Source organism: Archangium gephyra (assembly GCF_042230915.1).
Classification (GTDB): domain Bacteria; phylum Myxococcota; class Myxococcia; order Myxococcales; family Myxococcaceae; genus Archangium; species Archangium gephyra_B.
The window spans coordinates 4,652,763-4,677,131 of the sequence record NZ_CP102578.1 but is presented as its reverse complement, the minus strand read 5'-3'; the positions used below and the strand labels follow the sequence as shown (position 1 = coordinate 4,677,131).

Annotated in this window: 19 protein-coding genes; 9 read left to right on the top strand and 10 right to left on the bottom strand. The window is 71.0% G+C overall.

Annotated features, from left to right (window positions below; all coding sequences use genetic code 11):
• Position 1: 1 nt before the first annotated feature.
• The 5 genes from NR798_RS18765 to NR798_RS18745 all read right to left on the bottom strand — a co-directional run bounded on the left by NR798_RS18765 (position 2) and on the right by NR798_RS18745 (position 8,397).
• On the bottom strand, positions 2–859 hold the full coding sequence (locus NR798_RS18765; RefSeq protein ID WP_375772852.1) for a hypothetical protein: 858 nt from the start codon (positions 857–859) through the stop codon (positions 2–4).
• A gap of 9 nt (positions 860–868) precedes the next feature.
• On the bottom strand, positions 869–3,103 hold the full coding sequence (locus NR798_RS18760; RefSeq protein WP_375772851.1) for a TonB-dependent receptor plug domain-containing protein: 2,235 nt from the start codon (positions 3,101–3,103) through the stop codon (positions 869–871).
• 106 nt (positions 3,104–3,209) lie between these two features.
• Positions 3,210–4,118 carry a PhnD/SsuA/transferrin family substrate-binding protein gene (locus NR798_RS18755; protein ID WP_375772850.1) on the bottom strand — a complete coding sequence of 303 codons (909 nt, stop codon included), beginning with the start codon at positions 4,116–4,118 and terminating at the stop codon, positions 3,210–3,212.
• Complete coding sequence (locus NR798_RS18750) at positions 4,115–6,649, bottom strand: tetratricopeptide repeat protein (protein ID WP_375772849.1); 2,535 nt, start codon at positions 6,647–6,649, stop codon at positions 4,115–4,117. Before NR798_RS18750 ends, NR798_RS18755 begins: the two co-directional genes overlap by 4 nt.
• A 5-nt stretch (positions 6,650–6,654) precedes the next feature.
• Positions 6,655–8,397: a PP2C family protein-serine/threonine phosphatase gene (locus NR798_RS18745; RefSeq protein ID WP_375772848.1), complete on the bottom strand. Its 1,743-nt coding sequence runs from the start codon at positions 8,395–8,397 to the stop codon at positions 6,655–6,657.
• A gap of 331 nt (positions 8,398–8,728) precedes the next feature.
• Here NR798_RS18745 and NR798_RS18740 point away from each other — a divergent pair, with 331 nt between their 5' ends.
• From NR798_RS18740 to NR798_RS18730, 3 genes are all read left to right on the top strand, one after another.
• Positions 8,729–10,024, top strand: coding sequence for a chloride channel protein (locus NR798_RS18740; protein WP_375772847.1), 1,296 nt, complete (start codon positions 8,729–8,731; stop codon positions 10,022–10,024).
• A 238-nt stretch (positions 10,025–10,262) separates the two neighbouring features.
• Positions 10,263–10,424, top strand: coding sequence for a hypothetical protein (locus NR798_RS18735; protein WP_375772846.1), 162 nt, complete (start codon positions 10,263–10,265; stop codon positions 10,422–10,424).
• A gap of 134 nt (positions 10,425–10,558) precedes the next feature.
• Positions 10,559–11,734 (top strand): FAD-dependent monooxygenase, encoded by a 1,176-nt coding sequence (locus tag NR798_RS18730; RefSeq protein ID WP_375772845.1) that lies wholly within the window; start codon positions 10,559–10,561, stop codon positions 11,732–11,734.
• 389 nt (positions 11,735–12,123) lie between these two features.
• Here the strand turns inward: NR798_RS18730 and NR798_RS18725 are convergent, their stop codons facing one another.
• Together NR798_RS18725 and NR798_RS18720 are read right to left on the bottom strand one after the other, a co-directional pair.
• The gene (locus tag NR798_RS18725; protein WP_375772844.1) at positions 12,124–12,660 is read right to left on the bottom strand and encodes a hypothetical protein; all 537 of its coding nucleotides are present in this window, start codon (positions 12,658–12,660) and stop codon (positions 12,124–12,126) included.
• A 57-nt stretch (positions 12,661–12,717) separates the two neighbouring features.
• Positions 12,718–13,125, bottom strand: a complete 408-nt coding sequence (locus NR798_RS18720) for a hypothetical protein (RefSeq protein WP_375772843.1) — start codon at positions 13,123–13,125, stop codon at positions 12,718–12,720.
• A gap of 43 nt (positions 13,126–13,168) precedes the next feature.
• On the opposite strand from NR798_RS18720, the gene NR798_RS18715 reads away from it, so the two are divergent.
• From NR798_RS18715 to NR798_RS18700, 4 genes are all read left to right on the top strand, one after another.
• Positions 13,169–13,318 (top strand): hypothetical protein, encoded by a 150-nt coding sequence (locus NR798_RS18715; RefSeq protein WP_375772842.1) that lies wholly within the window; start codon positions 13,169–13,171, stop codon positions 13,316–13,318.
• A gap of 268 nt (positions 13,319–13,586) precedes the next feature.
• Entirely contained in the window at positions 13,587–14,594 is a 1,008-nt protein-coding gene (locus NR798_RS18710) for a thiamine pyrophosphate-dependent dehydrogenase E1 component subunit alpha (RefSeq protein ID WP_375772841.1), read from the top strand.
• Positions 14,595–14,597: 3 nt separating this feature from the next.
• A complete protein-coding gene (locus NR798_RS18705) occupies positions 14,598–15,653 on the top strand; it encodes an alpha-ketoacid dehydrogenase subunit beta (RefSeq protein WP_375772840.1) in 1,056 nt (351 codons plus the stop codon).
• 112 nt (positions 15,654–15,765) lie between these two features.
• A complete protein-coding gene (locus tag NR798_RS18700) occupies positions 15,766–16,257 on the top strand; it encodes a GNAT family N-acetyltransferase (RefSeq protein WP_375772839.1) in 492 nt (163 codons plus the stop codon).
• Between the two features lie 52 nt (positions 16,258–16,309).
• Here the strand turns inward: NR798_RS18700 and NR798_RS18695 are convergent, their stop codons facing one another.
• A complete protein-coding gene (locus NR798_RS18695) occupies positions 16,310–16,672 on the bottom strand; it encodes a TIGR02266 family protein (protein ID WP_375772838.1) in 363 nt (120 codons plus the stop codon).
• Between the two features lie 186 nt (positions 16,673–16,858).
• Between NR798_RS18695 and NR798_RS18690 the strand changes: the two genes are divergently transcribed.
• Entirely contained in the window at positions 16,859–17,734 is an 876-nt protein-coding gene (locus NR798_RS18690) for a hypothetical protein (RefSeq protein ID WP_375772837.1), read from the top strand.
• Between the two features lie 20 nt (positions 17,735–17,754).
• Positions 17,755–18,891 (top strand): MFS transporter, encoded by a 1,137-nt coding sequence (locus NR798_RS18685; RefSeq protein WP_375773790.1) that lies wholly within the window; start codon positions 17,755–17,757, stop codon positions 18,889–18,891.
• A 94-nt stretch (positions 18,892–18,985) separates the two neighbouring features.
• Here the strand turns inward: NR798_RS18685 and NR798_RS18680 are convergent, their stop codons facing one another.
• Positions 18,986–21,655, bottom strand: coding sequence for a phosphoenolpyruvate carboxylase (locus NR798_RS18680; protein WP_375772836.1), 2,670 nt, complete (start codon positions 21,653–21,655; stop codon positions 18,986–18,988).
• A gap of 75 nt (positions 21,656–21,730) precedes the next feature.
• Entirely contained in the window at positions 21,731–24,289 is a 2,559-nt protein-coding gene (locus tag NR798_RS18675; RefSeq protein ID WP_375772835.1) for a DEAD/DEAH box helicase, read from the bottom strand.
• Between the last annotated feature and the right edge of the window lie 80 nt (positions 24,290–24,369).

Sequence of the window (24,369 nt, the reverse complement as noted above, 5' to 3'; positions counted from 1 at the left end):
CTCATTCCGACTGGAAGTACAGCAACGACTTGGGAAGCGCGGCCCGGCGACGCGCCTCCCCCAACCCGACCACGCCCACCATCCGCGTCTCCTTGCCCGGTACCACGCGGACGGCGATCAGCTCACACGCCTCGAGGATGCGCCGCATCCCCAGGCCCGCCCCACCCCCCGAGGCATTCACCTGCATGCGCCCGCCCAGCGAGGCCAGCGCGCGCGCGATGGGCCCGGGCGTCAGCCTCCCGAAGAGATCCACCGCCTCCAGGAAGAGGCCGCCCTCCCCCACCGCCATCGACACCTGGCAGATGTGCTCCCGCGCCACCGCCTGCACCGACTCGCGCCGGTGGGCGTAGAGCGGCGTGCCGCTGGCATCCACCGGCGCGTCCAGCAGCGCGTTGGCGGCCAGCTCGTGCATCACCTCGGCCGCGAGGCCCGCCGCGTTCCGGCTGCCCTTGGAGGCCTCCACCAGCGCGGACGCCTCGGACGAGGCTCCCTTGAGATCCAACACCCGCTCCAGCCACAGCCTGGCGACGGGCGCCCCCGGCGGCAGCAGCGACTCACCGCGCAGCAGCGCGCCCAGCACCCGCATCTCCCACGCGGACGGGAGGCCCCCCGGCTCGCGCGAGGCCAGCAGCAGGGCCGGAGGCGTGCGCTCCAACAAGGCCGCGTGGGCCGGCCCCAGCCGGCCGTCGAAGAGGACCAGCTCGCGAGCCGGGGCCCGCGCACTGCCCCCCCGGACCACCACCGGCAGGCCGCTGCGCACGAGCGCGGGGGCGGCCTGCTCCAGCGAGGCGGGAGCCAGGGAGGCATCTGCGACGAGATGGAGGCCGGTGGCGGCCCCCGCGTGGTGGGCGACTCTCACGATGACGGCTCAGTACTGGAACTTGACCTCGCTGAAGAGGCTCAGCGGGGGCGCGGGGAATCCGTGGGACTCCTCGTACTTCGCGTTGAAGAGGTTGGAGCCGACCACGGACACCGTGAGGCCCTTGGTGACGTTGGCGCCCACGCGCGCGGTGGCGGTGAAGTAGCCGGGCAGCTTCACCTGCTCCAGCTTCCCGGTGTCCGAGTTCATCTGGAAGCCCGGGTCGAAGCGCTCGCCCACGTACAGGGCATACAGCTCGGCGAAGGCGAACTTGCCGAAGTTCGTCCGGCCGCGCGCGTACACGCGGTGCTGGGGCGCGTAGTCCAGCGGCCGCTCCGGCCGGCCCTCGTAGGCCAGCGCCCGCGCGTCCAGGAACTGGTAGGACAGATCGAAGGAGGAGTTGATGGCCGCCACCTGCGCCGCGGCCTCCGCCTCGAAGCCCGCCACGCGCGCATCGCCCACGTTCTTGAACTGCGAGGTGGAGCCGAACAGGAGCTCCTGGTTGATGAAGTTGCGCGCCAGGTTGACGAAGCCCGTGCCCGTCAGGCGCACCGTGCGATCGAAGGGCCAGAAGTCGACGGAGGCCTCCACCGTGTCCAGCGTCTCGGCGCGCAGGGTGCCGTTGCCCAGCAGCGTGGCGGCGTACATCTGCTGGTTGATGGCCAGCTCGGCCAGGGTGGGGGCGCGGAAGGCGCGGCCGTAGTTGGCGCGGAAGGTCAGCTCCGGACGGGCGTGGAACACCACGCTGGCGCGCGGGGAGATCTGATCCGTGCGCGCCTGCCAGATCTTCTCCGGAATGATGTACTTGTCGTAGCGGGCGCCCGCGCTGAGCACGAGCTGGCTCATGGGCCGGTACTCCGCGTCGACGAAGCCGCCGAGGATGTCCTGGGTGGTCTCCTCCAGCGACAGGCCGGGCAGGACGTTGGGGTTGTTGACCAGGTCGTTCTTGTAGTCACCACCGAAGGTGACGGTGAGATCGCCCAGGGTGAGCAGGCCGCGCGCCTCGCCGCCCAGCCGGCGCCGCTTGCCCAGCGGCATCTGGGGGCTCTCCTCGTTGAAGGCGTTCTCCATCTCCACCTGGCGGCGCTTGAAGAAGGTGTACGCCTGGGCGAACACGCGCAGGTTGTCCGACACCTGCTGGTCCACCTGCGCGCTCGCGCTGAAGTTCTGCACGCGCTCCACGTCGTCGGGCGTGTAGTGGCAGCGGCCGCAGTTGCCCACGGTGGAGATCTGGTGGCCACCCGGGCGGCCGATCTCCCCGCTGGTGAAGCTGGCGTCCAGCGTCACGCTCTTCACGTTCACCTTGCCGCTCACCTGGTGCACCAGCGAGTCCTCGTTGGTGTCCACGCGGCCGGCCTTCGGATCATTGAAGAGCTGAGGGCCGTCCGAGCCGAAGCCGTAGTAGCTGACGAGCGCCTCCACCGGGCCGCCGCGTCCGGCCGCGGTGGCCTGCGCGCGCCACGTGCGGTCCTGGCCGATCAGCAGCCGCGTGTCCGCGCCATAGTCGCGACCGTCCTGCATCAAGTCCTTGGGCTGGCGGGAGATCATGTTGATGACGCCGCTGAAGGCGTTGGAGCCGTACAGCGTGGATCCCGGGCCGCGGATGACCTCGATCTGCTTGAGGTTGGTCAGCGGCGTGGTCTCGTCCGCGTAGAACTGGCCCGTCCAGGGGTCCGTCAGCGGGCGGCCGTCCTGCAGGAGCAGCAGGCGGTTGGAGAGGTAGTTGGAGCCCAGGCCGCGCGCGCTCACGGCCGTCTTGCGCATGGCGCCGCGGCGGCACTCCATGCCGGGGAAGTACTGGATGGCCTCGCACAGGGTGAACTGGCCGGTGCCCTCCAGCTCCTCGGCGGGAATCCAGGAGATGGTCATCGGCACGTCCGAGATGCGCTGGCTGCGCTTGGAGGCCGTGGAGACCACCGCCTCGCTGAGCAGCTGCTGCACGGAGTCCTCCAGCGAGGAGGCCTCGGGCGTGGCGAGCGGATCCGGAATGTCCACCCCGGCCAGGGCCGAGGGCGGAGGCAACGGCCGCGAGGCGGACGGGCCCGTGAAGGGCGCGCGCTGCGGCACGTTGGACGACGAGGAGGGCGGCGGCAGCGGCAACGGCTTGCGCGCCTTGGGGGCATCCGGCGCCGCGGTGGTGGCCGCCGGAGTGGAGGACTTCGTCTGCGCCGCCCCAGCGCCCGCGCTGAGGCCACACATCAGTCCGACGAGAGCCGGGAGCCAAGCGATTCGAGTCGAGTGCATCGTTCTCTACGTCCCACGATTTGGAAGAGAAGGCGTCGAACGCCCGGGTTGTCGAAGTGTAGCTAGCTTAACTTTTTGGTGAGGGGAAAGTCGCCCCCCCACCCTGTCAGTCGTCCGGCTGTTCCGCCGACACATCCAGGGCGTCGGCGAAGGAGGGCAGCACCGGCTGGAGGACGGCGGGCTCCAGGAAGGCCCGGGTATCCACGCGCAGTGAGGGGACTTCCACCAGCACGGGCTGGCGGCGGGGCGGGCCGCTCTGCAGCAGCTTGCGCAGGTCCTCCAGCTCCTTGCCCTGGATGGCGGTGAAGGCGCCGAAGGGGGCCACCGGCTCGAGCTTCTTGAGGTTCTCCGTCAGGTCCTCCGCGTCCCCGCGCATGCCCACCAGGACGGCGCCGGGCACCTTGCTGCTGCGGAAGAGGACGCGCACGCCCTCGGGCACGTGGGCCAGCGGCACCAGCGCGGCCTCGGCGCCCTTGGCCTCCAGCATCTTGAGGGCCGACTCCACGTTGGGCACCGGGGTGAGCTTGAAGTGCTTCTTGGCGTCCAGGTCACCGGCGAACACCACGTTGGTGACGAACTTGGGGTCCGCCGCGCCCGCGCCCTTGACGATGGCGAGCCGCTTGCCCGCCAGGTCCTTCACCGAGCCGCGCGAGGTGGAGACGATGGCCCAGCGCTGGGCCGTCTCACCCGACAGCGGCGCGAGCGCCACCGGGGTGGCCTTGGCGCCCAGCTGCACGGCGGCCCAGGAGTCCAGGACGGCGAAGTCGACGAGGCCCTCGGAGACGGCCTTCGAGAAGTCCTCGTAGCGGGCGAAGCTCTTGGCCGCGGTGGGCCGGCCCGTGGCCGTGGTCAGCCTGGCCGCGAGCGCCTCGGCGAACTGGAAGCGCTGCTGGCCGTCGTTGAGGGTGGTGGGCAGGAAGACGCCCAGGGTGGCCTTCTTGGCGGCCGCGCTGGCGGCGGGCACCCAGGCGCACAGCAGCGCGAGGCCCAGGAAGAGCGAGCGGAAGGAGATCATGGGGTGGTATCCGAAGCGGTGGCGCTGGAGGGCTCGGGGTTGGCGGTCGGGGCGGTGGCCGGCTCGGCCAGGCCGTAGATCATCTGCAGCCGGTCCTTCCACTCGCGCACGGCGGCGGCGCGCGGGGCGGCGCCCGAGGCGAGGTAGCGGCGGTAGGAGTCGACGGCCTGCGGCATGTCGCGGCGGCGCTCCTGGGCGTCGATGCCGAGGTTGAGCGAGGCCTGGGGCACGGTGCCCTCGAGCTTCTTCCAGGTGGCCACGGCGTCGGCGGCCTTCTTGCCGCGGTAGGCCACGCAGGCGAGGTTGTGCTGCAGGGCGGCGCTCTCCGGGGCGAGGACAAGGGCGGCCTTGAAGGCCTTCTCGGCGGCGCGCATGTTGCCGGAGTTGTAGGCACGCTCGGCCTCGCGGCGGTGGAGGGCGCTGGTGAAGGTGGCGGTGAACGAGGCCTGCTCGGGGATGGGGCGCTTGGAGGCGGCGGTGAGCGCCTTGCGCGCCTGCGGCAGCTTGTCGTTGCGGTAGAGCAGCCAGGCGTCCACGAGCTGGCGGGTGTTGGGCCGGGCCCACTCGGGCGTGGGGGTGAGCGCGCGCTTGAAGAGGGCGCCCGCGTCTCCGAAGCGGCCCTCCTCCGCCTGGGCGAGCCCCTTGGCGAAGGCGGACAGGCGGCCCAGCGCGGACTGGTTGCCGCCAACACCGGCGCGCTCCGCGGACTCCACGTCCTGGCGGGCGCCCGTGCCATCCCCGGACTCCAGCCGGGAGAAGGCGCGGCGCAGGTAGGCGCGCGAGAGGTTGGCGCGCGTGACTTCAATGGCGCGCTTGGAGGTGCCCGGGTCGGTCAGCCGCTTGAGGGCAGCGTCCACCTGGCCGAGCTCCATCTCCGCGAGGGCCGAGCCGGCGGACACGTCCGACAGGGCGGCCAGGTCCGGAGCCATCTGCCCGGCCTTCTCGAAGGCCTCGAGCGCCTCCTTGGGAGCGCCCGTGCCCAGCCGCGCGTAGCCGAGCAGCAGGTGCTCGCGCCAGGCGGACTCGGGCAGTTGCACGCCCTGCTCCATCACCTTGCGGGCCTCGGCGTGGGAGCCCTGCTGCAGCAGGACGGCGCCCAGCCGGCGGGCCATGGCGGAGGTGCGCTCCAGGTCATAGGCGCGGCGCAGGTCACGCACCGCGTCATCCACGCGCCCGTTGTTGGCGCGGTCCCGGGCGCGGTGGGCCAGGGCGCGGGCCAGCCACTGCTTGGCGTCGGCGTGCTCCGGCTCCAGCTTGAGGGCCTGGGTGTAGTCCTCGATGGTCAGGTCCCACTGGCCGGTGGCGAAGTGGTCCGCGCCCAGCAGCACGTGGCCCAGGGCCTGCTTGGGGGCCATCTCCACCACGCGCCGGTGGACTTCCACGGCGCGCGCGTAGCGGCCGGCGCGGCGGTTGACGCTGCCCAGGGTGGACCAGAGCTCCAGGCTGTCGGCGCCCGACTGCACGGCGCCCTCCAGGAAGGAGATGGCCTCCTCGTTGCGGCCCTGCTTCTGCAGCGCCATGCCCACGGCGATCTGCGCGGCCACGTCGCCCGGGGCCAGCTCCAGCACCTTGCGGTACTCCGTCTCGGCCTCGGCGGGCCGGGCCTGGGCCATGCGCACGTCACCCAGCAGCATGTGCGCGGACGGCGTGCCGCCCAGCTTCACCAGGGCGAGCGCCTGCACCTCGGCGCTCGGCACGTCGTTGGACTCCAGCAGCAGCCGGCCCAGGCGCTCCTTGGCCTCGGGCACCTGCGGGAAGCGCACGGTGAGGCCCTGGAGCAGGGCCATGGCCTCCGCCATCTTCCCCTCCAGCTCCAGCACCGCGCCCAGCCCCATCTGGATGGAGACGGACTCGGCGCGGCCCACCTGGGCGCGCTCGAAGGACAGGCGCGCCGCCGCCGCGTCGTTGCGCAGCAGGTGGCCGCGGCCGAGCAGCTCGTGAATCTGGTAGTCGTTGCCGGCGAGCTTGTCCGGGCGCTGGGCCAGGTAGGCCTGCAGCTCGGCCACCGTGGCGTCACCCTCCTGGAGGACGAGCGCGTAGTAGTTGCCCAGGTAGTAGTGGACGAGCAGGTGCTCGGGCTGGTTGGCCACGGACACCTGCTGGAGCACCGGCAGGGCCTCCTCGTAGCGCTTGAGCTTGAAGAGCGCGATGCCCAGCGGGTAGGCCAGCTCCAGCGACTGGGGGCTGGCGGCGTACACGGGCGCCACGCGGGTGGCCACGCGCTCGTAGTCCTGGAGGGCGAGGCCCACGGCGCCGAGGCCGGCGGCGGCCGGCACGGAGGTGGACTCGGCGGCGAGCGCCTTCTCGAAGAGCTCCAGGGCCTTGCGGTACCGGGCCTCGGCGCGCTTCTTGTCACCGGAGGTGGCGGCGGAGCTGGCGTCCACCTGGGCCGTCTCCCCCTCCCGGACGAGCCGCTGGGACTCGGACATGGGGGGTGGGCGGTACTGGGCGAAGGCGGCCGTGCCGGTGAGCGACTGGGCCAGGACGAGGGCCGCGACGAGGCGGCGGACGGAGGGGCGGGGAGAGCGCATGCGACTCATGGGGAGGCGGGGCTGAACTCGGCGACGACCACGGTGATGTCATCCTGCGCCGGGAGACCGGCGCTGAAGGCGCGTGCATCGGCCAGGATGGCGTCACGCAGGGCCTCCGCGGACAGGTGGGCATTGGCCTGGAGGGCGGCGGCCAGACGCTGGGTGCCGTACTGCTTCTGGCTGGCGTCGCGCGACTCGGTGAGGCCGTCAGTGTACCAGACGATGAGATCTCCAGGCCGCAGCTGGGCCTGGCGCGAGGCGTACTGGGAGGCGGCCGAGGCGCCCAGCAGCGCGCCGCGGGCCGGCAGCGAGGCCACCTGGCGGGACTGGCGGCTGAAGACGATGGGGCTGGGGTGGCCACCGCTCGCGTAGTCGATGACGCCCGTCTCGGTGTCGATGACGGCCAGCGCGCTGGACATCTGGTGCTCGCCCCGGCCCATGTGGGCCATGGTGAGGTTGAGCGAGGAGATGAGCAGCTGGGCGGAGATCTCCTCGGGCGGGCGCATGGTCATGGCGGCGGTGAAGCCGCTGGTGGCGCTGGTGGCCACCAGGGCGGTGGCGAGGCCATGGCCGGTGACGTCGCCGATGCCCACCACCACGCGCCGATCGTCCAGGGAGGCGCGCATCCACCAGTCGCCGCCGCACGCGTCCGCGGTGACGACGAGGCCTGCGATGCGCAGCGGGCCCGCCTGGAAGCCCTCGCGGCCGGGCAGCAGCGTCTCCTGCACGGTGCGCGCGAGCGACACGTCGCGCTCCAGCTGGGCCTTGGCGCGCACGTCCTCGAGCAGCACGCTGATGCGCTCGGCCATGTGGTTGAACACCACCCCGAGCGTCGTCACCTCGCGCCCGGCGCCCCGGACTTCCTCGGCGCGCGCGTTGAGGTCTCCGGCGGCCAGCTGCATCACCTTGCCGGTGAGCACGCCCAGCGGCCGGGTGATGCGGCGGCTCTGGAGGGCCACCAGCACGAAGGCCACCACCAGGAAGCCCAGGCCCAGCCCCGCCATGGTGGTGGCGTTGCGGCGCAGCGACTCGCGCTTGGCCAGCTCCAGCGCGTGCAGCTGCTTCTGCAGCGACTCCAGCGAGTAGCTGATGAGCACCACTCCCTTGCCGCTCTGGGAGCCGTAGTCGATGGGCTCCTGGTACTCGATGACGGGCTTGCCCTGGTAGAGCGCGGGGCCCCAGCGCCGCTCCGGCTTGCGCTCGGTGGTGGTGCCCAGCTTCGCGTCCTCGGCGGAGTCCGCGGCCAGCTGGCTGTCCGCGTCGTAGATCTGCACGCGGAGGATGTTGGGGTTGTCGGCGATGATGGAGCGCGCCACCTCGCCGAGGAAGGCGTAGTTGTTGTCGCGCAGCGACGTGGCGGACGTGAGCGACAGGGTGTGGCTGAGCGTCTGCCCCAGCTCGATGGCCTGGCTGTTCACGTGCTCGTTGAAGCGGGTGGACGTCTCCTCGAACTGCGTCTTCGCGGAGACCCAGGCCACCGAGGCCAGCAGGCCCACGACGAGTCCCACCAGCACGCCGGTGGTGACGAAGAGGAGCTGATCCAACCGCATGCCGCGGATGGCGGCCACGTCGGGCAGCTCGCCGGCCTCCAGCGGAGCGACGATGGTGCCCGTCGCCTCCGGGTGGAACGGGGAGAGCCTCGTCGAGGTATGTCCCGCCGCGCGGGTGGCGGTCCCGGTGAGCGTGGGCTCGTGCTGCTCGAACGACCCATCGGGAGGGGGCTGGGAAGGCAGGGGGGCGTTGGACAAGGCGGAACTCTGAATCGGCGCTGGGGGGGCGCGACGGCTAACGGATTCTTGGAAGCCGGGCGACTCTAGCGCAGTTTTCCGCTTAGGCGAGTCCCCCTATGAACGGGGGAACGTCATTCCCCAGGTCCTCCCGGGTAGGATTTCGCTGGCAGTACGGTGGCCGCTCACGTGGGGCGTCCGCCCGGGGGGGGGGGCCGCGCGCGGCAGCCGGACGGTGAAGGTCGTCCCCTCCCCCTCCGAGGAGGCGACCTCGACCGGGGTCAACGACGAGTAGGGGGCGACAAACCCCCTGGGGCGGTGTAGTCGGCTCCAGCGAACAGGGAGACCCGTGGTGAGCCTGGACAAGCGCGCGCGTTCCTTCGGGCAGTGGCTGGTGCTCGGCTCCGTGGTGGGGGGGGTGTGCGGCGTGGCGTCGGCGGTGTTCCTCTACCTGCTGGACGTGGCCACGGCGGTGCGCACGCGGCACGAGGTGCTCGTCTACACCCTGCCGCTGGCGGGCCTGGTCATCGGCGCCCTCTACGCGCGGTGGGGCACGCCCATCCGGGGTGGCAACAACCTGGTCATCGACACGGTGCACGAGGGGGACAAGCAGCTGCCCGTGCGCATGGCGCCCATGGTGCTGGTGGGCACGGTGCTCACCCACCTCTTTGGCGGCAGCGCCGGGCGCGAGGGCACCGCGGTGCAGATGGGGGCCAGCCTCGCGGACGCCGTGGCGCACCGCTTCCGCGTCTCGCCCGCCACGCGCCGCGAGCTGCTCGCCGCCGGCATCGCCGGGGGGTTCGGCTCCGTCTTCGGCACGCCCATCGCGGGCACCGTCTTCGGGCTCGAGGTCGTCTGCGTGGGGCGCATGAGCTACGAGGCCCTCGTGCCCGCGCTGGTGGCCGCGGTGGTGGGGGATCTCGTCACCCGGGCGCTCGGAATCCACCACACGCTCTACCCCACCCCGGCGGCGCTGCCCCTCTCGCCGCAGGTGCTCGGCAAGTGGCTCGTCTTCGGTGTCGTGGTGGCGCTGGTGGCCGTGGTGTTCGTGGAGGGCGTGCACCTCCTCAAGAAGCGGCTGGAGAAGGCCGTCCCCTCGCTGCCCCTGCGCATGGCGCTCGGCGGCGCGGCGGTGGTGGTGCTCTGGAAGCTGGTGGGCACGAGCGACTACCTCGGCCTGGGCGTGCCCACCATCGAGCGGGCCTTCGTGGACCCCACCCTGCCCCCGAGCGCCTTCGCCCTCAAGCTGCTCTTCACCGCCGTCACGCTGGGCGCGGGCTTCCTCGGGGGCGAGGTCACCCCGCTCTTCTTCGTGGGAGCGGCGCTCGGCAACGTGCTGGCGCGGCTGCTCGGCCTGCCGTTGGACCTGGCCGCGGGCGTGGGACTCGCCGCGCTCTTCGGGGCCGCCGCCAACACCCCGCTGGCCCTGTCCCTCATGGCCGTGGAGCTGCTCGGCGCGGGCGTGCTGCCCCACGTCGTCATCGTCACCGTCACCGCCTACCTCCTCACGGGGCAGCGGGGCATCTACCCCTCGCAGCGCATTGCCCGCCTCAAGCACGGCGGGCCCCTGCTCTCGCGGCTGGTGCCCCTGCGGGACGTGCACTCCGCTCCAGACAGGTCCCCACCTGGCGCCCCGCCGGAGGAGTGAGCCGGCCCTGGCCGCTCTCGTTCCCCGCCGCCGTGGGCCATTCCACCTGGAGGGAAGCCTGCTTCCGCACCTCGGGAGCGCCCTTCCCTGGCTCGTCCCGCCCCCTGCGCCGCCCTCATCCCCCAGGCTCCGCGGTTCGAGCGCGAGGGCTGGTGTGGGGAGCGTTCATCTTCCCACTGCTGTACCGGGTGGAGTGACGGGGGCGCACCATGGCGCAGGAGAAGAGAAAGAAGTCCGCGTGGGATTCCTCGCGCTGCTCATGGGCGTGGCGCTCATCGACGCGATGACGCGCGTGCGCATGGCGAGGCCGGACGGCATCCAGGACGAGCTGGAGCCGAAGCGGCCCGCTTCGACGCGGACGGCCCCGCCGGGCTCACCGACCCGCTGGATGGGAAATTGAGCCCTGGCCCGCATGGCATCCGAGCTTCCGCTCGCCTGGGGAAAGGGAGTCGTCCCAGGCAGGGCAGCCCGCTCCGCAACGAGGTGCGTTACATCCCCCGCTCGCTGCATCTTCTCAGAATGGAAGGTGCTCCAATGAAAGTGCTCATCTGTGGAGGAGGTATCGCCGGGCTGACGCTGGCGGGGTGTCTCGAGCGCCAGGGCCACCCTGTGGTGGTGGTCGAGCGGGCCTCGCACTTCCGGGACGAGGGCTACATGATCGACTTCGTCGGCTCGGGCTACGACGCGAGCGAGCGGCTGGGCCTCCTGCCAGAGCTCGAGCGCATCCACTACCCGATCTCGCACCTCACCTTCGTGGACGAGCGCGGCCGGGTGCGCGTCTCCCTGCCCTACCGCCTGCTGCGCAGACGGTTCTTCGAGGATCGCCACTTCAATTTCCTGCGGGGTGAGCTGGCACGGCTGCTCTACGCCCGGATTGAAGGCAAGGTGGAGCTCCGTTTCCACACGACCGTGGAAGCGCTCGAGCAGCACGGGGGGCGCGTCCGAGTGCGGCTGAGCGACGGAACGGAGGACGACTTCGAGCTGCTGGTGGGGGCGGACGGCGTCCACTCGCAAATCCGGCGGCTGGCCTTCGGGCCGGAAGAGCGCTTCGCGCGCTTCGTCGGCTGCAATACGGCCGCGTTCATCCTCGACAGTCCCCCGGACAGGCTGCACGACCACGCGGCCTTCACCACGCTGAGCGTGAGGAAGCGGCAGGTAGCCGTGTACCCCATCCGGGGAGGACGTCTCGCCACCTTCTTCCTCCACCGGGCCGAGTCCCCGATCGAGGACCTCTCGCGGGAGTCCGCGCTCCGGGAGCTCCGGACCGTCTACGGGGGGCTGGACTGGATCGTCCCCGAGCTGCTCGAGCGATGTACCCAGGTGTCGAGCTTCTATTTCGACACGGTGACGCAGATTGAAATGCCGCGCTGGAGCAACGGGCGCGTCGTGTTGTTGGGTGATGCATGCCAGAGCGTCTCGCTGCTGGCGGGCCAGGGAGCGTCCATGGCGGTCGCGGGCGCATACATCCTGGCCGAGGAGCTGGGGGCCGCGGGCAGCGATGTCCCGGCCGCGCTGGACCGCTACGAGCAGCGGCTCAAGCCCTCCATCGAGGACAAGCAGGCCGCTGGCCGCCGCATGGCGGATTGGTTCGTGCCCAAGAGCCGGTTCGGCCTGGCGCTCCGGGACCTCGCGCTACGCGTGTCTCTCTGGCCTGGGGTCTCGTCGATGCTTCGTCGCCGCATGGCCGCGGAGAGCCTGTTTCGAAGCTGAAGCGCGGCGTTACGCGCGCACGGCCGTGCCGACCGGCCGCCTCCGGTTCCTGCCCGTTGCTCGACATCCGCGCGTTCTTGGCCGCCGAGTACTGGGTGAGGATCTGGTTCATGTCCATGGTCTGCAGCGTGGCCCCGCCGCGCCCGGTGGGCATGAAGATGATCTGCTTGCCCATCAGCGCCTCGGCGATGCGCATCTTCACCATCGTCCGGCCGCCCGCGCCCGCCATCGCCTCGTTCTTCGTGACGCAGGCGCGGCACAACGGCGTGTCGGTGACGTCGGCGGAGCTGTTCACCGCGGGGCCTGCGGCGGCTGCGCGAGGTGCTCGAGGCGGGGCCCGAGCCGCTCGCCGCCATCGTCTGAGCCGGGAACTCCGGGCCGCGGGGCTATCAGTACGGAGGGCCCCGGGTCTGCACGTCGATGGTTTGGGTGTTGAGGGCGGTGAGGAGGCGGCGGATGACCTCGGCGCGCTGGGAGGCCGTCATGTGGGGGAGTTCCTGGCGCAACGCGGCGGCGTCCTCCGGCGTCCAGCGCCGGGCGCTGAGGGCGCGCTCCACCACCTGGAGTCCTTCCTGGTGCGCGGCGAGGCTCTGGGCGGGTGGCTCGGAAGCAGGCGGGGCGCGGGGCGCCGCATCGGGAGCGCCCGTGTGCGGGGCCAGCTCCTCGCGCAGCACCCGGGCCAGCTCGGTTCGCAGCCACTGGGCGTCCACGGTGCCGCCGGTGGGGGCGGCCACGGCGCAGCGGATCTCCGGAGGCGGCGCCTCGGCGCGTGCGAGGTGCTCCTCGAGCAGGGCGCGTTGTTGGGCGAGCTCACGCAGGACGGGACCGTCCCCGGTATCGGGGGCCGTCAGCCGCCCCGCGACGAAGCCGGCGGTGGGGCCGAGGATGAGCGACGCGACCAGCAGCCGCTTCAGCGGGGTGGACATGGAGGCGGCTCCACGGCCCGGGAGGCACGGCGTCCGTGCGCCTCCCGGGGGCGGGAATCAGGGGTTCTTGGGCGCGTAGTACGAGGAATTCTCCACGCTCACATAGGTACACTTGGCGCTCGTGTTCCAGTAGAACGAGATGTACGAGTCACCCTTGATGCTCTGCATCAGCGAAATGAGGGCCGGGTCGGTGGAGTAGCACCATCCGCCGACGTTGTTCGAGGACACCGCGGTGCATTGGAGCTCGGTGTTGCCGCCGCTCCCATAGGAGTAGATCCTGCAACCGATGTGTTGCGCGCTGTCCGGGCTGTTTCTCGCGCCCGACAAGGTGCCCGACGCGTTGCCGGCTCCATCGGACGAGTTGTAGACGTGCACCGTGTAGTCGTACTTGTACCCCGCCCACGCGCTCATTCCGAGCAGCGCCGTGACGGCCACTCCCACGAGCTTCGCGTTGTTCTTCCTCATGTCGTCTCCTTGGGAGTGACGGGAGGTCACCCCGCGCGAGAGGATGGGGTTCACGCCGGGTGAAGGCAATCACAACGAGGCCGGCTCGGCGCTGCCGCTCATCCTCTTCGGGCGGTACGTCCTGCCGGCGGCGCTCGGCTTCGAGCGGGCCGGGCCTTCCGGGGGCGGCTCGAAAGAGCAGACCCCGCGGTGAGGCCATCTCCCTCGCTCCCCTCCCAGCGGCGCCGCCCCGCTCGCCGCCCCGCTCGCCGCCCCATCAGCCGGCCTGTTGGCTGCCAGCAGCCCTCCCGGCACGGGGGCGGGCCGGCTCACGCGGTCCGTGAAGGGCCCGTGACGCCCCCTCCGCCTGTGCCGCAGCGCGGCATGTCCGGAGGACGCGAACATGCCCCGGGCCCTTGAGCTTCCGGGCCGCCTTTGGGGTATAGGGGGCCCGTTCTTTACCCCTGACTAGAGAGACGCGCGTGCCAAAACCCCGCCTCCTCAACCGCGAAGAAGAGTCGCTCCCGCTCGAGCGGGAGTTGCTGGTCCGGATGCATGACCTGATGGTGAAGGCGCGCGTCCTCGAAGAGCGCCTCATCCAGATGTACAAGCAGGGCCACGGGTACTTCTGGATCGGCGGCCCGGGCGAGGAGGCCTTCAACGTGCCCCTCGGCCTGCTGATGAAGAAGGGCCAGGGCCCGGCCTACGACTACCTGCACGCGCACTACCGCCAGTCGGCCACGCTGATGGCGCTGGGCGAGGAGCCCATCGGCGCGATGCGGCAGATGAAGAACACGGCGTCGGACCCCTACTCGGGCGGCCGCAACTTCGCGGGCCACTTCTCCAAGCGCGAGTGGAACATCGCCCCGGTGTCCTCCCCCATCGAGGTGCAGTACGCGATGGCCCCGGGCACGGCGCTGGCGCAGAAGCGCCACGGTGGCGACGGCATCTCCATCGTCACCGGCGGTGACGCGGGCACGGCCGAGGGCGATTTCGCCTCGTGCCTGGTGTGGAGCTCGCGCAAGGGCAACGAGCTGCCCGTGCTCATCATCGTCACCAACAACAAGTGGGGCATCTCCACGTCGGCCGAGGGCCAGCACGGCGAGACGAACGTGGCGGATCGCGGCAAGGCCTTCAACATGCGCACCAAGACGATTGACGGGAACGATCCCATCAACGCGTACCTGGAGCTGCAGGAGGCCATGGAGTACGTGCGCAAGGAGCGCAAGCCCTTCCTGATGGAGGCCATCGTGTCGCGCCTGTACGGCCACTCGTCGGCTTCCGGCGCCAACATGGTGGGCAACGAGCAGGACTGCCTGACCGTGTTCGAGGCCCGCCTGGAGAAGCACGGCATCCTCACGCGCAAGGAGATGGACGACCTGCGCAACCGCTACACCGAGGACATGGCCGCCATGGCCCGTCAGGTCATCCAGGAGCCGCTGCCCGGCCCCGAGACCATCTGGAACCACATCTACGCGGAGAGGAAGTAACCCATGGCCAACATGGCTCAGGCCGTTCGCATGGCCCTGCACTACGCCGAGGAGCACCTCGGCGTCACCGACATCTTCGGCGAGGACGTGGGCGCGCCCCTGGGCGGCGTCTTCACCGCCACGCAGGGCCTCAAGACGGCGTGGAACTCGCCCCTGGACGAGCGCGGCATCATCGGCATGGCCATCGGTCTGGCCATGGCCGGCGCCAAGCCCGTCGCCGAAATCCAGTTCGCCGACTACATCTACAACACCATCGATCTGCTGAAGATCGCCGGCAACACGTGCTGGACCACCAACGGGGACTGGAACCTGCCCATGGTGGTGAAGACGCCGGTGGGCAGCGGCATCCGCGGCTCCATCTACCACTCGCACTCCTTCGACGCGACGGCCACGCACATCCCCGGCTGGAAGATCGTCATCCCCTCCAACCCGCTGGATGCGTACGGCCTGATGATCTCCGCCTGCCAGGAGATCAACCCCGTCATGTACCTGGAGCCCAAGGCGCTCCTGCGCATCAAGGGCGAGGAGCGGATTCCGGGCGAGCCGGACAACGACAAGCTGCTGTCGAAGATGATCGACGCGCCGCTGGGAGACCGCTCGCAGTGGAAGCCGCAGTGGCCGGAGCTCGAGGCGTACGCGGTGCCCATCGGCAAGGGCAAGGTGGTGCGCGCGGGCTCGCAGGTGACGGTGGTGAGCTACGGCCGCACGCTGCCCCTGTGCAAGAAGGCCGCGGACGACCTGGCCGCCGAGGGCGTGGACGCCGAGGTCATCGACATGCGCACCCTGTGGCCGTACGACTGGGAGCTCATCAAGGGCTCGGTGGAGAAGACGGGCCGCGTGCTGTACGTGAACGAGGACACCGAGGTGACCAACTTCGGTGAGCACCTGGTGCGCCGCACGGTGGAGGAGCTCTTCTACAAGCTGGTGGCGCCTCCCCGCCTGCTGGCCGGCAAGTTCGTGCCGGGCATCGGCCTGGCGGACACGCTGGAGATGGCCTCGGTGCCCCAGCAGGGAGACATCACCGCCGCCATCCGCACGCTGGCGGCCGAGCAGCCCTGATTCTCACACACGAAGAATCGATGTAGGCAACAAGAGGGCGGCCCGGAGAAGAGTCCGGAGCCGCCCTCTGCCTTTGCGAGGTTGCCCGCCACTTGAGTAGAGTGTGTGGGCCGTGCAACCGACGCCATCCAGAACCCCTGCCCCGGACGCTCCCCCCTTCCGCATCCGCCGTGCTCGCCGCGGTGACGCCGAGAGCCTGGCCTCGCTCCTGCGCGAGATGGGCTACGCCCACGGCTCGGATGCCCAGACGGTCCACTGGGTCATCAGCCATCCAGAGATCGAGATCTTCGTGGCGGCGGACACGCAGGATCGCCCGGTGGGCATGGTGTCGCTGTCGCACCGGCCGCAGCTGCGGCTGCGCGGGCGCATCGCCACGGTGGACGAGCTGGTGGTGTCGGAGGGCTGGCGGCGCCGCGGCGTGGGCAAGGCGCTGATGCAGCAGGTGCTGGAGCGCTGCGGGGCGCGGGCCCTGAGCGTGAAGCGGCTCGAGGTGAGCGCCTACGCGCTGCAGGAGCTGCAGAGCTTCTACACGTCCTGCGGCTTCGTGCAGGTGGACAACATGGTGATGCGCCACGCGGAGCTGGAGCGCCAGCACGGGCAGTAGGCACCACCCGGCGGGGCCCCCTCCTCTTGGAGGCGCCCCGCCGTACCGCGGTTCAGCGCTTGAAGCTGGCCACCACGCGCTGCAGGCGGACCTGGTCGGCCTCGGAGACGCCGATGAAGCGCACCCCAATGGCCTCGGCGTCATCCCGCACCCAGGAGATGATGCCCTCGAGGTCGAAGTCCTCCCCGCTCACCGTCATCTGCAGGCGCACGTGCGCGCCGACGTCGTAGGAGCGGCGCGTGCGCAGGCACAGGCCTCCCGCCGACAGGTTGAGCGAATAGGCGCGCAGCGCACGCGCGGCGTCCTCGGGGTCCTGGAAGCGGACATCGAATGTAGCCGTCACCCGCTCGTGGGTCCTCCGGTTGGCCCCCGCCACCGCCGACATCTCCGCAGCCTCGGCCGTTTTCATGGTCATGCGCACTGATTCCCTCGGGCGTGTTTCGGATGGAAGCTCTGTAACGGGAAACCGCCGCTCCAGGACTTCGTCAAGGCGGCAAGTGTCCGCTGTCACCCAGGTTTTGTTCAAGGGGGGCCCGTTTCTCCCCGGACATCTTATTAGTCCCGTTCGTCACTCCAGCAGGGGCCAGGAATGCGGGCGAACGTGCTTCTCGTGAGTTGTGTCCTCGTGGTGGGGCTGATGGCCAGTGGGTGCCCCGATGGCAACTCCGGGGGCCCTGGGAGCGACGCGGGCGTTTCCGATGCCGGAGGAGACGGAGGCCGGGATGGCGGTGGAGGGACCCCGGACGCTGGGGATGGGGGCGGGACGGACTGGGTGTGCGACGTGGCGCGGCAGCAGGGCTGCGACGCGGGCGCGCTCTGCCTGCGCGGCGTGCTGGAGGACGGTGGGCAGGGCAACCGCTGCTTCCCGGGCGAGTGCGATCCGGTGGCGCAGGACTGTGCGGCCGGGAGCAAGTGCGCCTACGTGCGCCAGGGGAGCGGGACGAGCCGCCGCTGCGTGCCGGAGGGGACGGTGACGGAGGGCGGGGCGTGCCAGAGCACCGCGACGCCGGAGGGCGACTTCTACGACACGTGCGAGGCGGGGCTGCACTGCACGGATTCTCCGGCGCCGGATGGGGGCACGCTCTTCACGTGCGAGAAGTTCTGCCGCGCCAGCGAGCAGTGCACGGCGCCGAGGGATTGCACCGAGGTGCTGCGCTTCACGGGCTCGGACGAGCTGCCGAGGGTGTGCGGGGAGGCGGCGCCGGCGTGTGATCCGCTGGCGCAGGGCTGCGCGAGCCCGCTGGGCTGCTACCCCTCGCCGGAGAGCGGGCCGGTGTGCGTGACGGCGGGGACGGTGGAGGACGGAGCCGCGTGCACGTACTCGAATGACTGCCGGCCGGGGAGCGCGTGCGTGACGGCGGGCTCGGGACGGGCGTGCCGCCGGTTGTGCCGCTCGCCCTCGGGAGAGCCGGGCTGCACGTCGGGGCGCTGCGAGCCCCTGCAAGACTTCGCGGGCGTGGGAGCCTGCGTGCCGTGAGACGGGGCCTCGTGTGGCTGATGGCGGCCGCCGCGGGCCTCTCGGTCGCGAACCTCTACTACCACCAGCCCCTGCTCGGAGACATCGGGCGGACGTTCCAGGCCTCGGACCGGGCGCTGGGGCTCATCCCCACCGTGTCCCAGGTGGGCTACGCGCTGGGCCTGCTGCTCATCGTCCCACTGGGAGACAGCCTCGAGCGGCGGCGCATCATCGTCCTCATGTCCGCCCTGGTGAGCCTCGCGCTGGTGGGCGTGGCCGTGGCGCCGGGCCTTCCGTGGATGGTGGCCGCGAGCGGCTTGGTCGGCGTGACGACGGTGGTGCCCCAGCTGCTGGTGCCCTTCGCGGCGAACCTCGCGCCCGCGGCCTCGCGGGGACGCGTGGTGGGCACGGTGATGAGCGGGCTGCTCATCGGCATCCTCCTGTCGCGCACCGCCTCGGGCTTCCTCGGGGTGCGGTTCGGCTGGCGGGCCATGTTCTGGATCGCCGCGGCGTTGATGCTCGTGCTGACGGGGGTGCTGCGGCTCTCGCTGCCGAAGCAGCCCGTGAGCGCCACCCTGCCCTACCCCGCCCTGCTGCGCTCGCTGGGAGGGCTCGTGCGCGAGGAGCCCGTGCTGCGGCTGCACTCGCTGCTGGGCGCGCTCACTTTTGGGGGCTTCAGTGCCTTCTGGGCCACGCTCGCGCTCCATCTGCAGGCGCTGCCCCAGCACTACGGGCCCCAGGTGGCGGGACTGTTCGGGGTGGTGGGCGTGACCGGCGCCGTCGCCGCGTCGCTGGCGGGCCGCTATGCCGACATGCGCGGAGACCGGCGCATCAACGCACTCGCCATCGGCATCCTGCTGCTGTCCTTCGGGGTGCTCGCAATGCTGGGCCAGTGGCTCTGGGGCCTCGTGCTCGGCGTCATCCTCCTGGACCTGGGCGCACAGGCCAACCACATCACCAACCAGACGCGCGTCTATGCGCTGCGCCCCGAGGCTCGGAACAGGCTCAACACCGTCTACATGGTGACGTACTTCGCGGGCGGCGCCACCGGCGCATGGTTGGGGAGTCTCGCCTGGAGCCGCTGGGGCTGGAGCGGCGTCTGCGCCGTGGGCGGGGCCATGGCACTCATGGGGTTGGTGGCCCTGGCGCTCGCCGGGATGCGGCGTCCGGCGGGTTGAACGGGCAGCGGCACGGGGCTGGATACCCTCACCCCGACCCTCTCCCAGGGGGAGAGGGAGGAGGGGTCTCGAGGGGGGCCCGCGGCTCTTCAACTCACCCCGTGTTGCGCATGCCCGCGGCGATGCCGGCCAGCGTGAGCAGCAGCGGGCGATCGATGTTCGCCGCCCCCGCCCTCTTGCGCCGCAGCAGCTCCACCTGGAGGAAGGACATGGGGTCCACGTAGGGGTTGCGCAGCGAGATGCTCTCGCGCAACTGCCGGTTGCCCTCCAGGATGCGCGCCTCGCCCGTCACGCGCTTCACCCAACGGCGGGTCCGTGAATACTCGGCACGGATGCGCTCCCACAGCGGGCGTGTGGAGTCGGGCGCCAGCGCCGCGTAGCGCGATGCGATGGCCATGTCCGACTTGGCCAGCACCATCGCCACGTTGTCGATGACGGTGTGGAAGAAGGGCCACTGACGGTACATCCGCTTGAGCTGCGCGAGGCCCTCGGGCCGCGAGCCGAACTCCTCCAGCGCCGAGCCCACGCCGTACCACCCCGGCAGGATGGCGCGGTTCTGCGTCCAGGCGAAGACCCAGGGGATGGCGCGCAACGACTCCAGTCCTCCCGCGGCGCGCTTGCTCGGCCTCGAGCCGATGGGCAGCGCGGCGATCTCCTCGATGGGCGTGGCGGCCTGGAAGAACGGAACGAAGTTCGGATCCTCCCAGACGAGCCCCCGGTAGGCCTTTCGGCCCAGCTCCGCCAGTTCGTCGAAGGCGGCGCGGAACGGGGCCTCCTCCTCGGATGCCACGCGCGGCTGCGCATCCAGCGAGTGCAGCAGCACCCCGCCGAGCACCAGATCCAACGTGCGCCGGGCCAGCTCGGGCCGGGCGTACTTGTGATCCAACGCCTCGCCCTGCTCGGTGGCCTTGTACGTGCCCGCGACACTCCCGGGCGGGAGCGCGAGGATGGCTTCGTGCGCGGGACCACCGCCCCGGGCCACCGTCTCGCCGCGGCCGTGGAAGAGCCGCAGCTGCACGCCCGCCTCGTGCGCCACCCGGGTGAGCGCGGTCTGGGCCCGGTAGAGCGCCGCGCTGGCGGCGAGCAGCCCCACCTCCTTGCCCGAGTCGCTGTACCCCACCATCACCTCCTGCACGCCCCGGGCTTGCAGGTGCTTGCGGTACTCGGGGTGGGCGAACAGCTCGCGCAGGACGCGAGGGCCATCATCGAGCGCGCCGAGCTGCTCGAACAGCGGCACCACGTCCACGGTGGCGCATCCGCGCGCCTCGTCCCACAGCCCCGACTTGCGCGCGCACGTGAAGGCCGCGAGCACGTCCTCGGCGGTGGAGGCCATCGACAGGATGAGCGTGCGGCAGCACCCCTCGCCGGACTCGGCCTGTGCCTCGCGCACCCGCTGCAGCACGGCCAGCAGCCGCGCTCCGCCCTCGGTGGGCTTGGGGCCTCCGTCAAACGACGCGGCGGCGCTTCGGGCGTCCTCGGCGGGCGCGCGCGCCTCCAGCTCGGCCAGGTGGAAGCCCATGACCCGCACCCGGGCGATGAGGCGGCGCACCTGCCGCAACCCGGCATGCCGCGACTTCGCGTCGATGAGCGAGCGCTCCAGCACCTCCAGGTCGCGCAGCATTTCCATGGGCGAGCGATAGGCGGTGGGAGCCAGGGGCTCTGTCCGGCCGGCGCGGCGGCCCTCGACGTACACCAGGGCGGCCTGGAGGCGGGCCTCCATGAAGCGCAGCTTGCGGCGCCAGGGCTCGCCCGTGGTGCGCGAGCCATAGCGGGCCATCACGTCCGGCAGGTCCGCCGCGTCCTTCTCGAGCGAGGCCCGCAGCTCCTTCGACACGAAGGCATGCGGCTCGGCCTGGGTGAGCACCCAACCGAGCCGGTACACCTCGCCCAGCAGAGCGCGCAGGCCGCGGGCTCGGTGGGCGCGCAGCGTGTCCGCGAGCACCTCCGGCGTCACCAGCGGGTTGCCATCCATGTCTCCGCCCACCCACGAGTGCAGCCGCACCGGGGTGGCGAGCACGCCGAGCGGCTCTCCGTAGGCGCGCTCGAAGGCCCAGTCGAGCGTCTCCGGCATGAGCGCGAGCTGCTCGGCGAGCACCTCCTCCACGTACCAGAGGGCGTTCTTCACCTCGTCGCCCACGGTGGGCCGCTCGCGGCGCAGCTCGTCCGTCTGCCAGAGGGCGGTGATCTCCTCGCGCATGGACTCGAGGGTGTCGGCCTTCTCGCGAGGCGTCAGGTGGCCGCGGTCGCGCTCCTCGAGCAGCCGCGACAGGTGGTAGACCTTCTGCAGCACCGTGCGGCGCGAGGCCTGGGTGGGGTGCGCGGTGAGGGTGAGCGTCACCCGCATGGAGACGATCATCTCCCGCACCCGCGAGGCGGGGATGCCGGCCTGCTTGAGCGACTGCATCACCGCGTCGAGCGAGCCGCGCTGGGGGCCCTGGCCTCCACCGGAGGCGTGCTCGCGGGTGCGGCGGATGCGGTGGTGCTGCTCGGCGAGGTTGGCGAGGCGGAAGTACGTGGAGAAGGCGCGCAGCACGGGCTCGGCGCGCTCCAGGGGCATCTCCCGGAGCAGCGCGGCCAGCTCGGCGGCGGCGGCCCGGCGCTCGGGTTTCGGCCCGCGCCGGCGCTGGATGGCCAGGCGCCGGACGCGCTCCTCCAGGTCGAAGAGGGCCTGGCCCTCTTGCTCGATGAGGACTTCGCCGAGCAGCCGGCCCAGGAGCCGGACGTCCCGGCGCAGCTGCGGATCCACATGACGGATGGGAGGCATACGGGGCGTGACGCTAGTTCCACTGCCGCGCCCGGTCCACGCTCGTGACGTGTTCCTAATCAGCAGCCGACGTTGTCACGTCCCGATGCGGCGCAGGGTGAGCAGCGGCCCGTCGTCCACCTTGCGTCCGGTGAGATCGATGGCGCAGTCGAGCATCCAGTCGGCATGGCCCTCGGGGTCCAGGATCCGCTGCTGGGCCTCCCACTGACGCGGGCCCGTCTCCTTGAGGAAGGTGTGGGCGGGCCGGCGCGCCTGCGGGGTGAGCACCACGCTCTTGTGCTCCTCGAAGTAGGGCGTCATCGCCTCGCCGAGCTTCGTCGCCGTCCACTGCTCGCCTGCCTCGTCCTGCCGCAGCAGCGCCAGCGCGTCCGGGTAGCGCCTGTAGGCGAGCGCCCGCAGCAGCCGGTGCAGCTCGTTGCGCACGTGCGCCGCGAAGGCCCGGGGATCGTCCGTGAGATCCTGCGGCTTGCGGTCCGGAGCCTCGGCCCGGCGCACCACCACCTCGCCCGGGTTCTTCATCCGCTCCCACTCCTCCAGGAGGCTCTGGTCCACGTAGCGGATCATCGCGCGCAGCCACTCGATGATCTCGTTGACCTCCTGGTTGCGGTAGCGCTCGGGCACCGTCTGGGTGAGGGCCTTGTAGACATCACCCAGGTAGCGCAGCAGCACGCCCTCGCTGCGCTGCAGGCCGTACTCGCGCACGTAGTCGTGGAAGGACAGGTAGCGCTCGTACATGTCGCGGACGATGGACTTGGGCCGGATGTTCTCCGCGCCCACCCACGGGTGCTTCTCCGCGAAGGCGTTGAAGGTGGTGTAGATGAAGTCCCGGTTGGGCTTGGGCCACTCGAGCTTCTCCAGCTCCTCCATCCGCTGGTCGTACTCCATGCCCTGGGCCTTCAGCTCGTTGATCTTGTTGCCCTTGAGCTCGTGCAGCTGGGCGTAGAGCACCACCTCCGGGTTCTCGCAGATGGACTCCACCAGCGTCACCACGTCCAGCGCGTACGTCTCCGCCTCGTGGTCCAGCTTGTTGAGCGTGTCCAGCAGGTAGAGCGACAGCGTCTGGTTGAGCGAGAAGTCCCGCTGCAGCCCCGGCGCCACCGCCACCGTCGCGCCCGAGCCGCCCTCCCCCTTCTGCACGAGCACCAGGCCCGCGTGGCGCAGGGTGCGGAAGCAGGACGCGGCCTCCTTCAGGTTGCGGCGCTTGATGTACTCCGAGCCGTGCGAGCGGAAGATGAGCCGCACCAGCCGCTGGTACCCCTCGGCGCCGCCCACCATCTCGCTCTGCAGCAGGTTGAGCAGGAAGCCGTGCGTCACCTCGAAGCGCGACTCCAGGGGCTCGGGGAGCCCCGACTGCAGCCGCTCGAAGGTGCTCTTGTCGTAGTTGACGAAGCCCTTCTGCGGCGGAGGCTTGCGGGGCAGGCGCTTGCCGCCCTTGGCCTCCTTCTGGGCGATCTTCACGTTCTCGATGACGTGCTCGGGGGCCTGCGCCACCACGCTGCCCTGCGTGTCGAAGCCCTTGCGGCCCGCGCGCCCGGCGATCTGCTGGAAGTCGCGCACGCTCAGCGTGGCCAGCTTGTCGCCGTTGAACTTGAAGAGCTGCGTGAAGAGCACCGTGCGGATGGGGATGTTCACCCCCACGCCCAGCGTGTCCGTGCCGCTGATGACCTTGAGCAGGCCCGTCTGCGCCAGCCGCTCCACCAGCAGCCGGTACTTGGGCAGGAGGCCCGCGTGGTGCATGCCGATGCCATGGCGCAGGAAGCGCTGGAAGTCCTTGCCGTAGGGCGTGTCGAAGGGGGCCTCCATCAGCGCCTGCCGGATGGCCTCCTTGTCCTCCTTGGCGGAGAAATCCACGCTCATCAGGTTCTGCGCCTGCTCGGCCGCGGCGCGCTGCGAGAAGTTCACCAGGTAGATGGGCGCCTTGCCCTTCTGGATGAGGTCCTGGATGGTCTCGTGCAGCGGCGTCTCGCGGTACTCGAAGTCCAGCGGCACCGGGCGCAGCGCGCTGCGCACGCTGGCCACCTCGCGGCCGGTGAACTCCTGCAGCCGCTCCTCGATGAGGTGCGTGTCCCCCAGCGTCGCCGACATCATCAGGAACGTGGTCTTCGGCAGGGTAATCAGCGGAATCTGCCAGGCGATGCCGCGCTCGCGGTCCGCGTAGTAGTGGAACTCGTCCATCACCACGTAGTCGGCGCGCAGCATGGCGTCGCGCAGGGCCAGGTTGGACAGGATCTCCGCCGTGCAGCAGAGGATGGGCGCCTCGCGGTTGATGGCCGCGTCGCCGGTGAGCAGGCCCACGTTCTCCGGCCCGAAGGCCTCGCACAGCGCGAAGAACTTCTCGTTGACCAGCGCCTTGATGGGGCAGGTGTAGTAGGACACCTTACCCTCGGCCATGGCCTTGAAGTGGAGGGCCATGGCGACGAGCGACTTGCCCGAGCCGGTGGGGGTCTTGAGGAACAGGTGCTTGCCCCCCAGCAGCTCGAGGATGGCCTCCTCCTGCGCCGGGTAGAGGGCCAGGCCGGTGGACTCCACCCAGCCGACGAAGCGGCTGAGGATCTCATCGGAATCCAGGGGTCCCTGCGAGCGGGCGGGCAGCAGCGCCGCGAGCGGCGCACGGGGGGTTTCGATCGTCACCATTGGTCAAGACTCTAGGCGGGAGGACGGGCCGCCATCCGGGAAAAGTTCACGGCAGCGTCCGGGACCATCCATGGTCAACG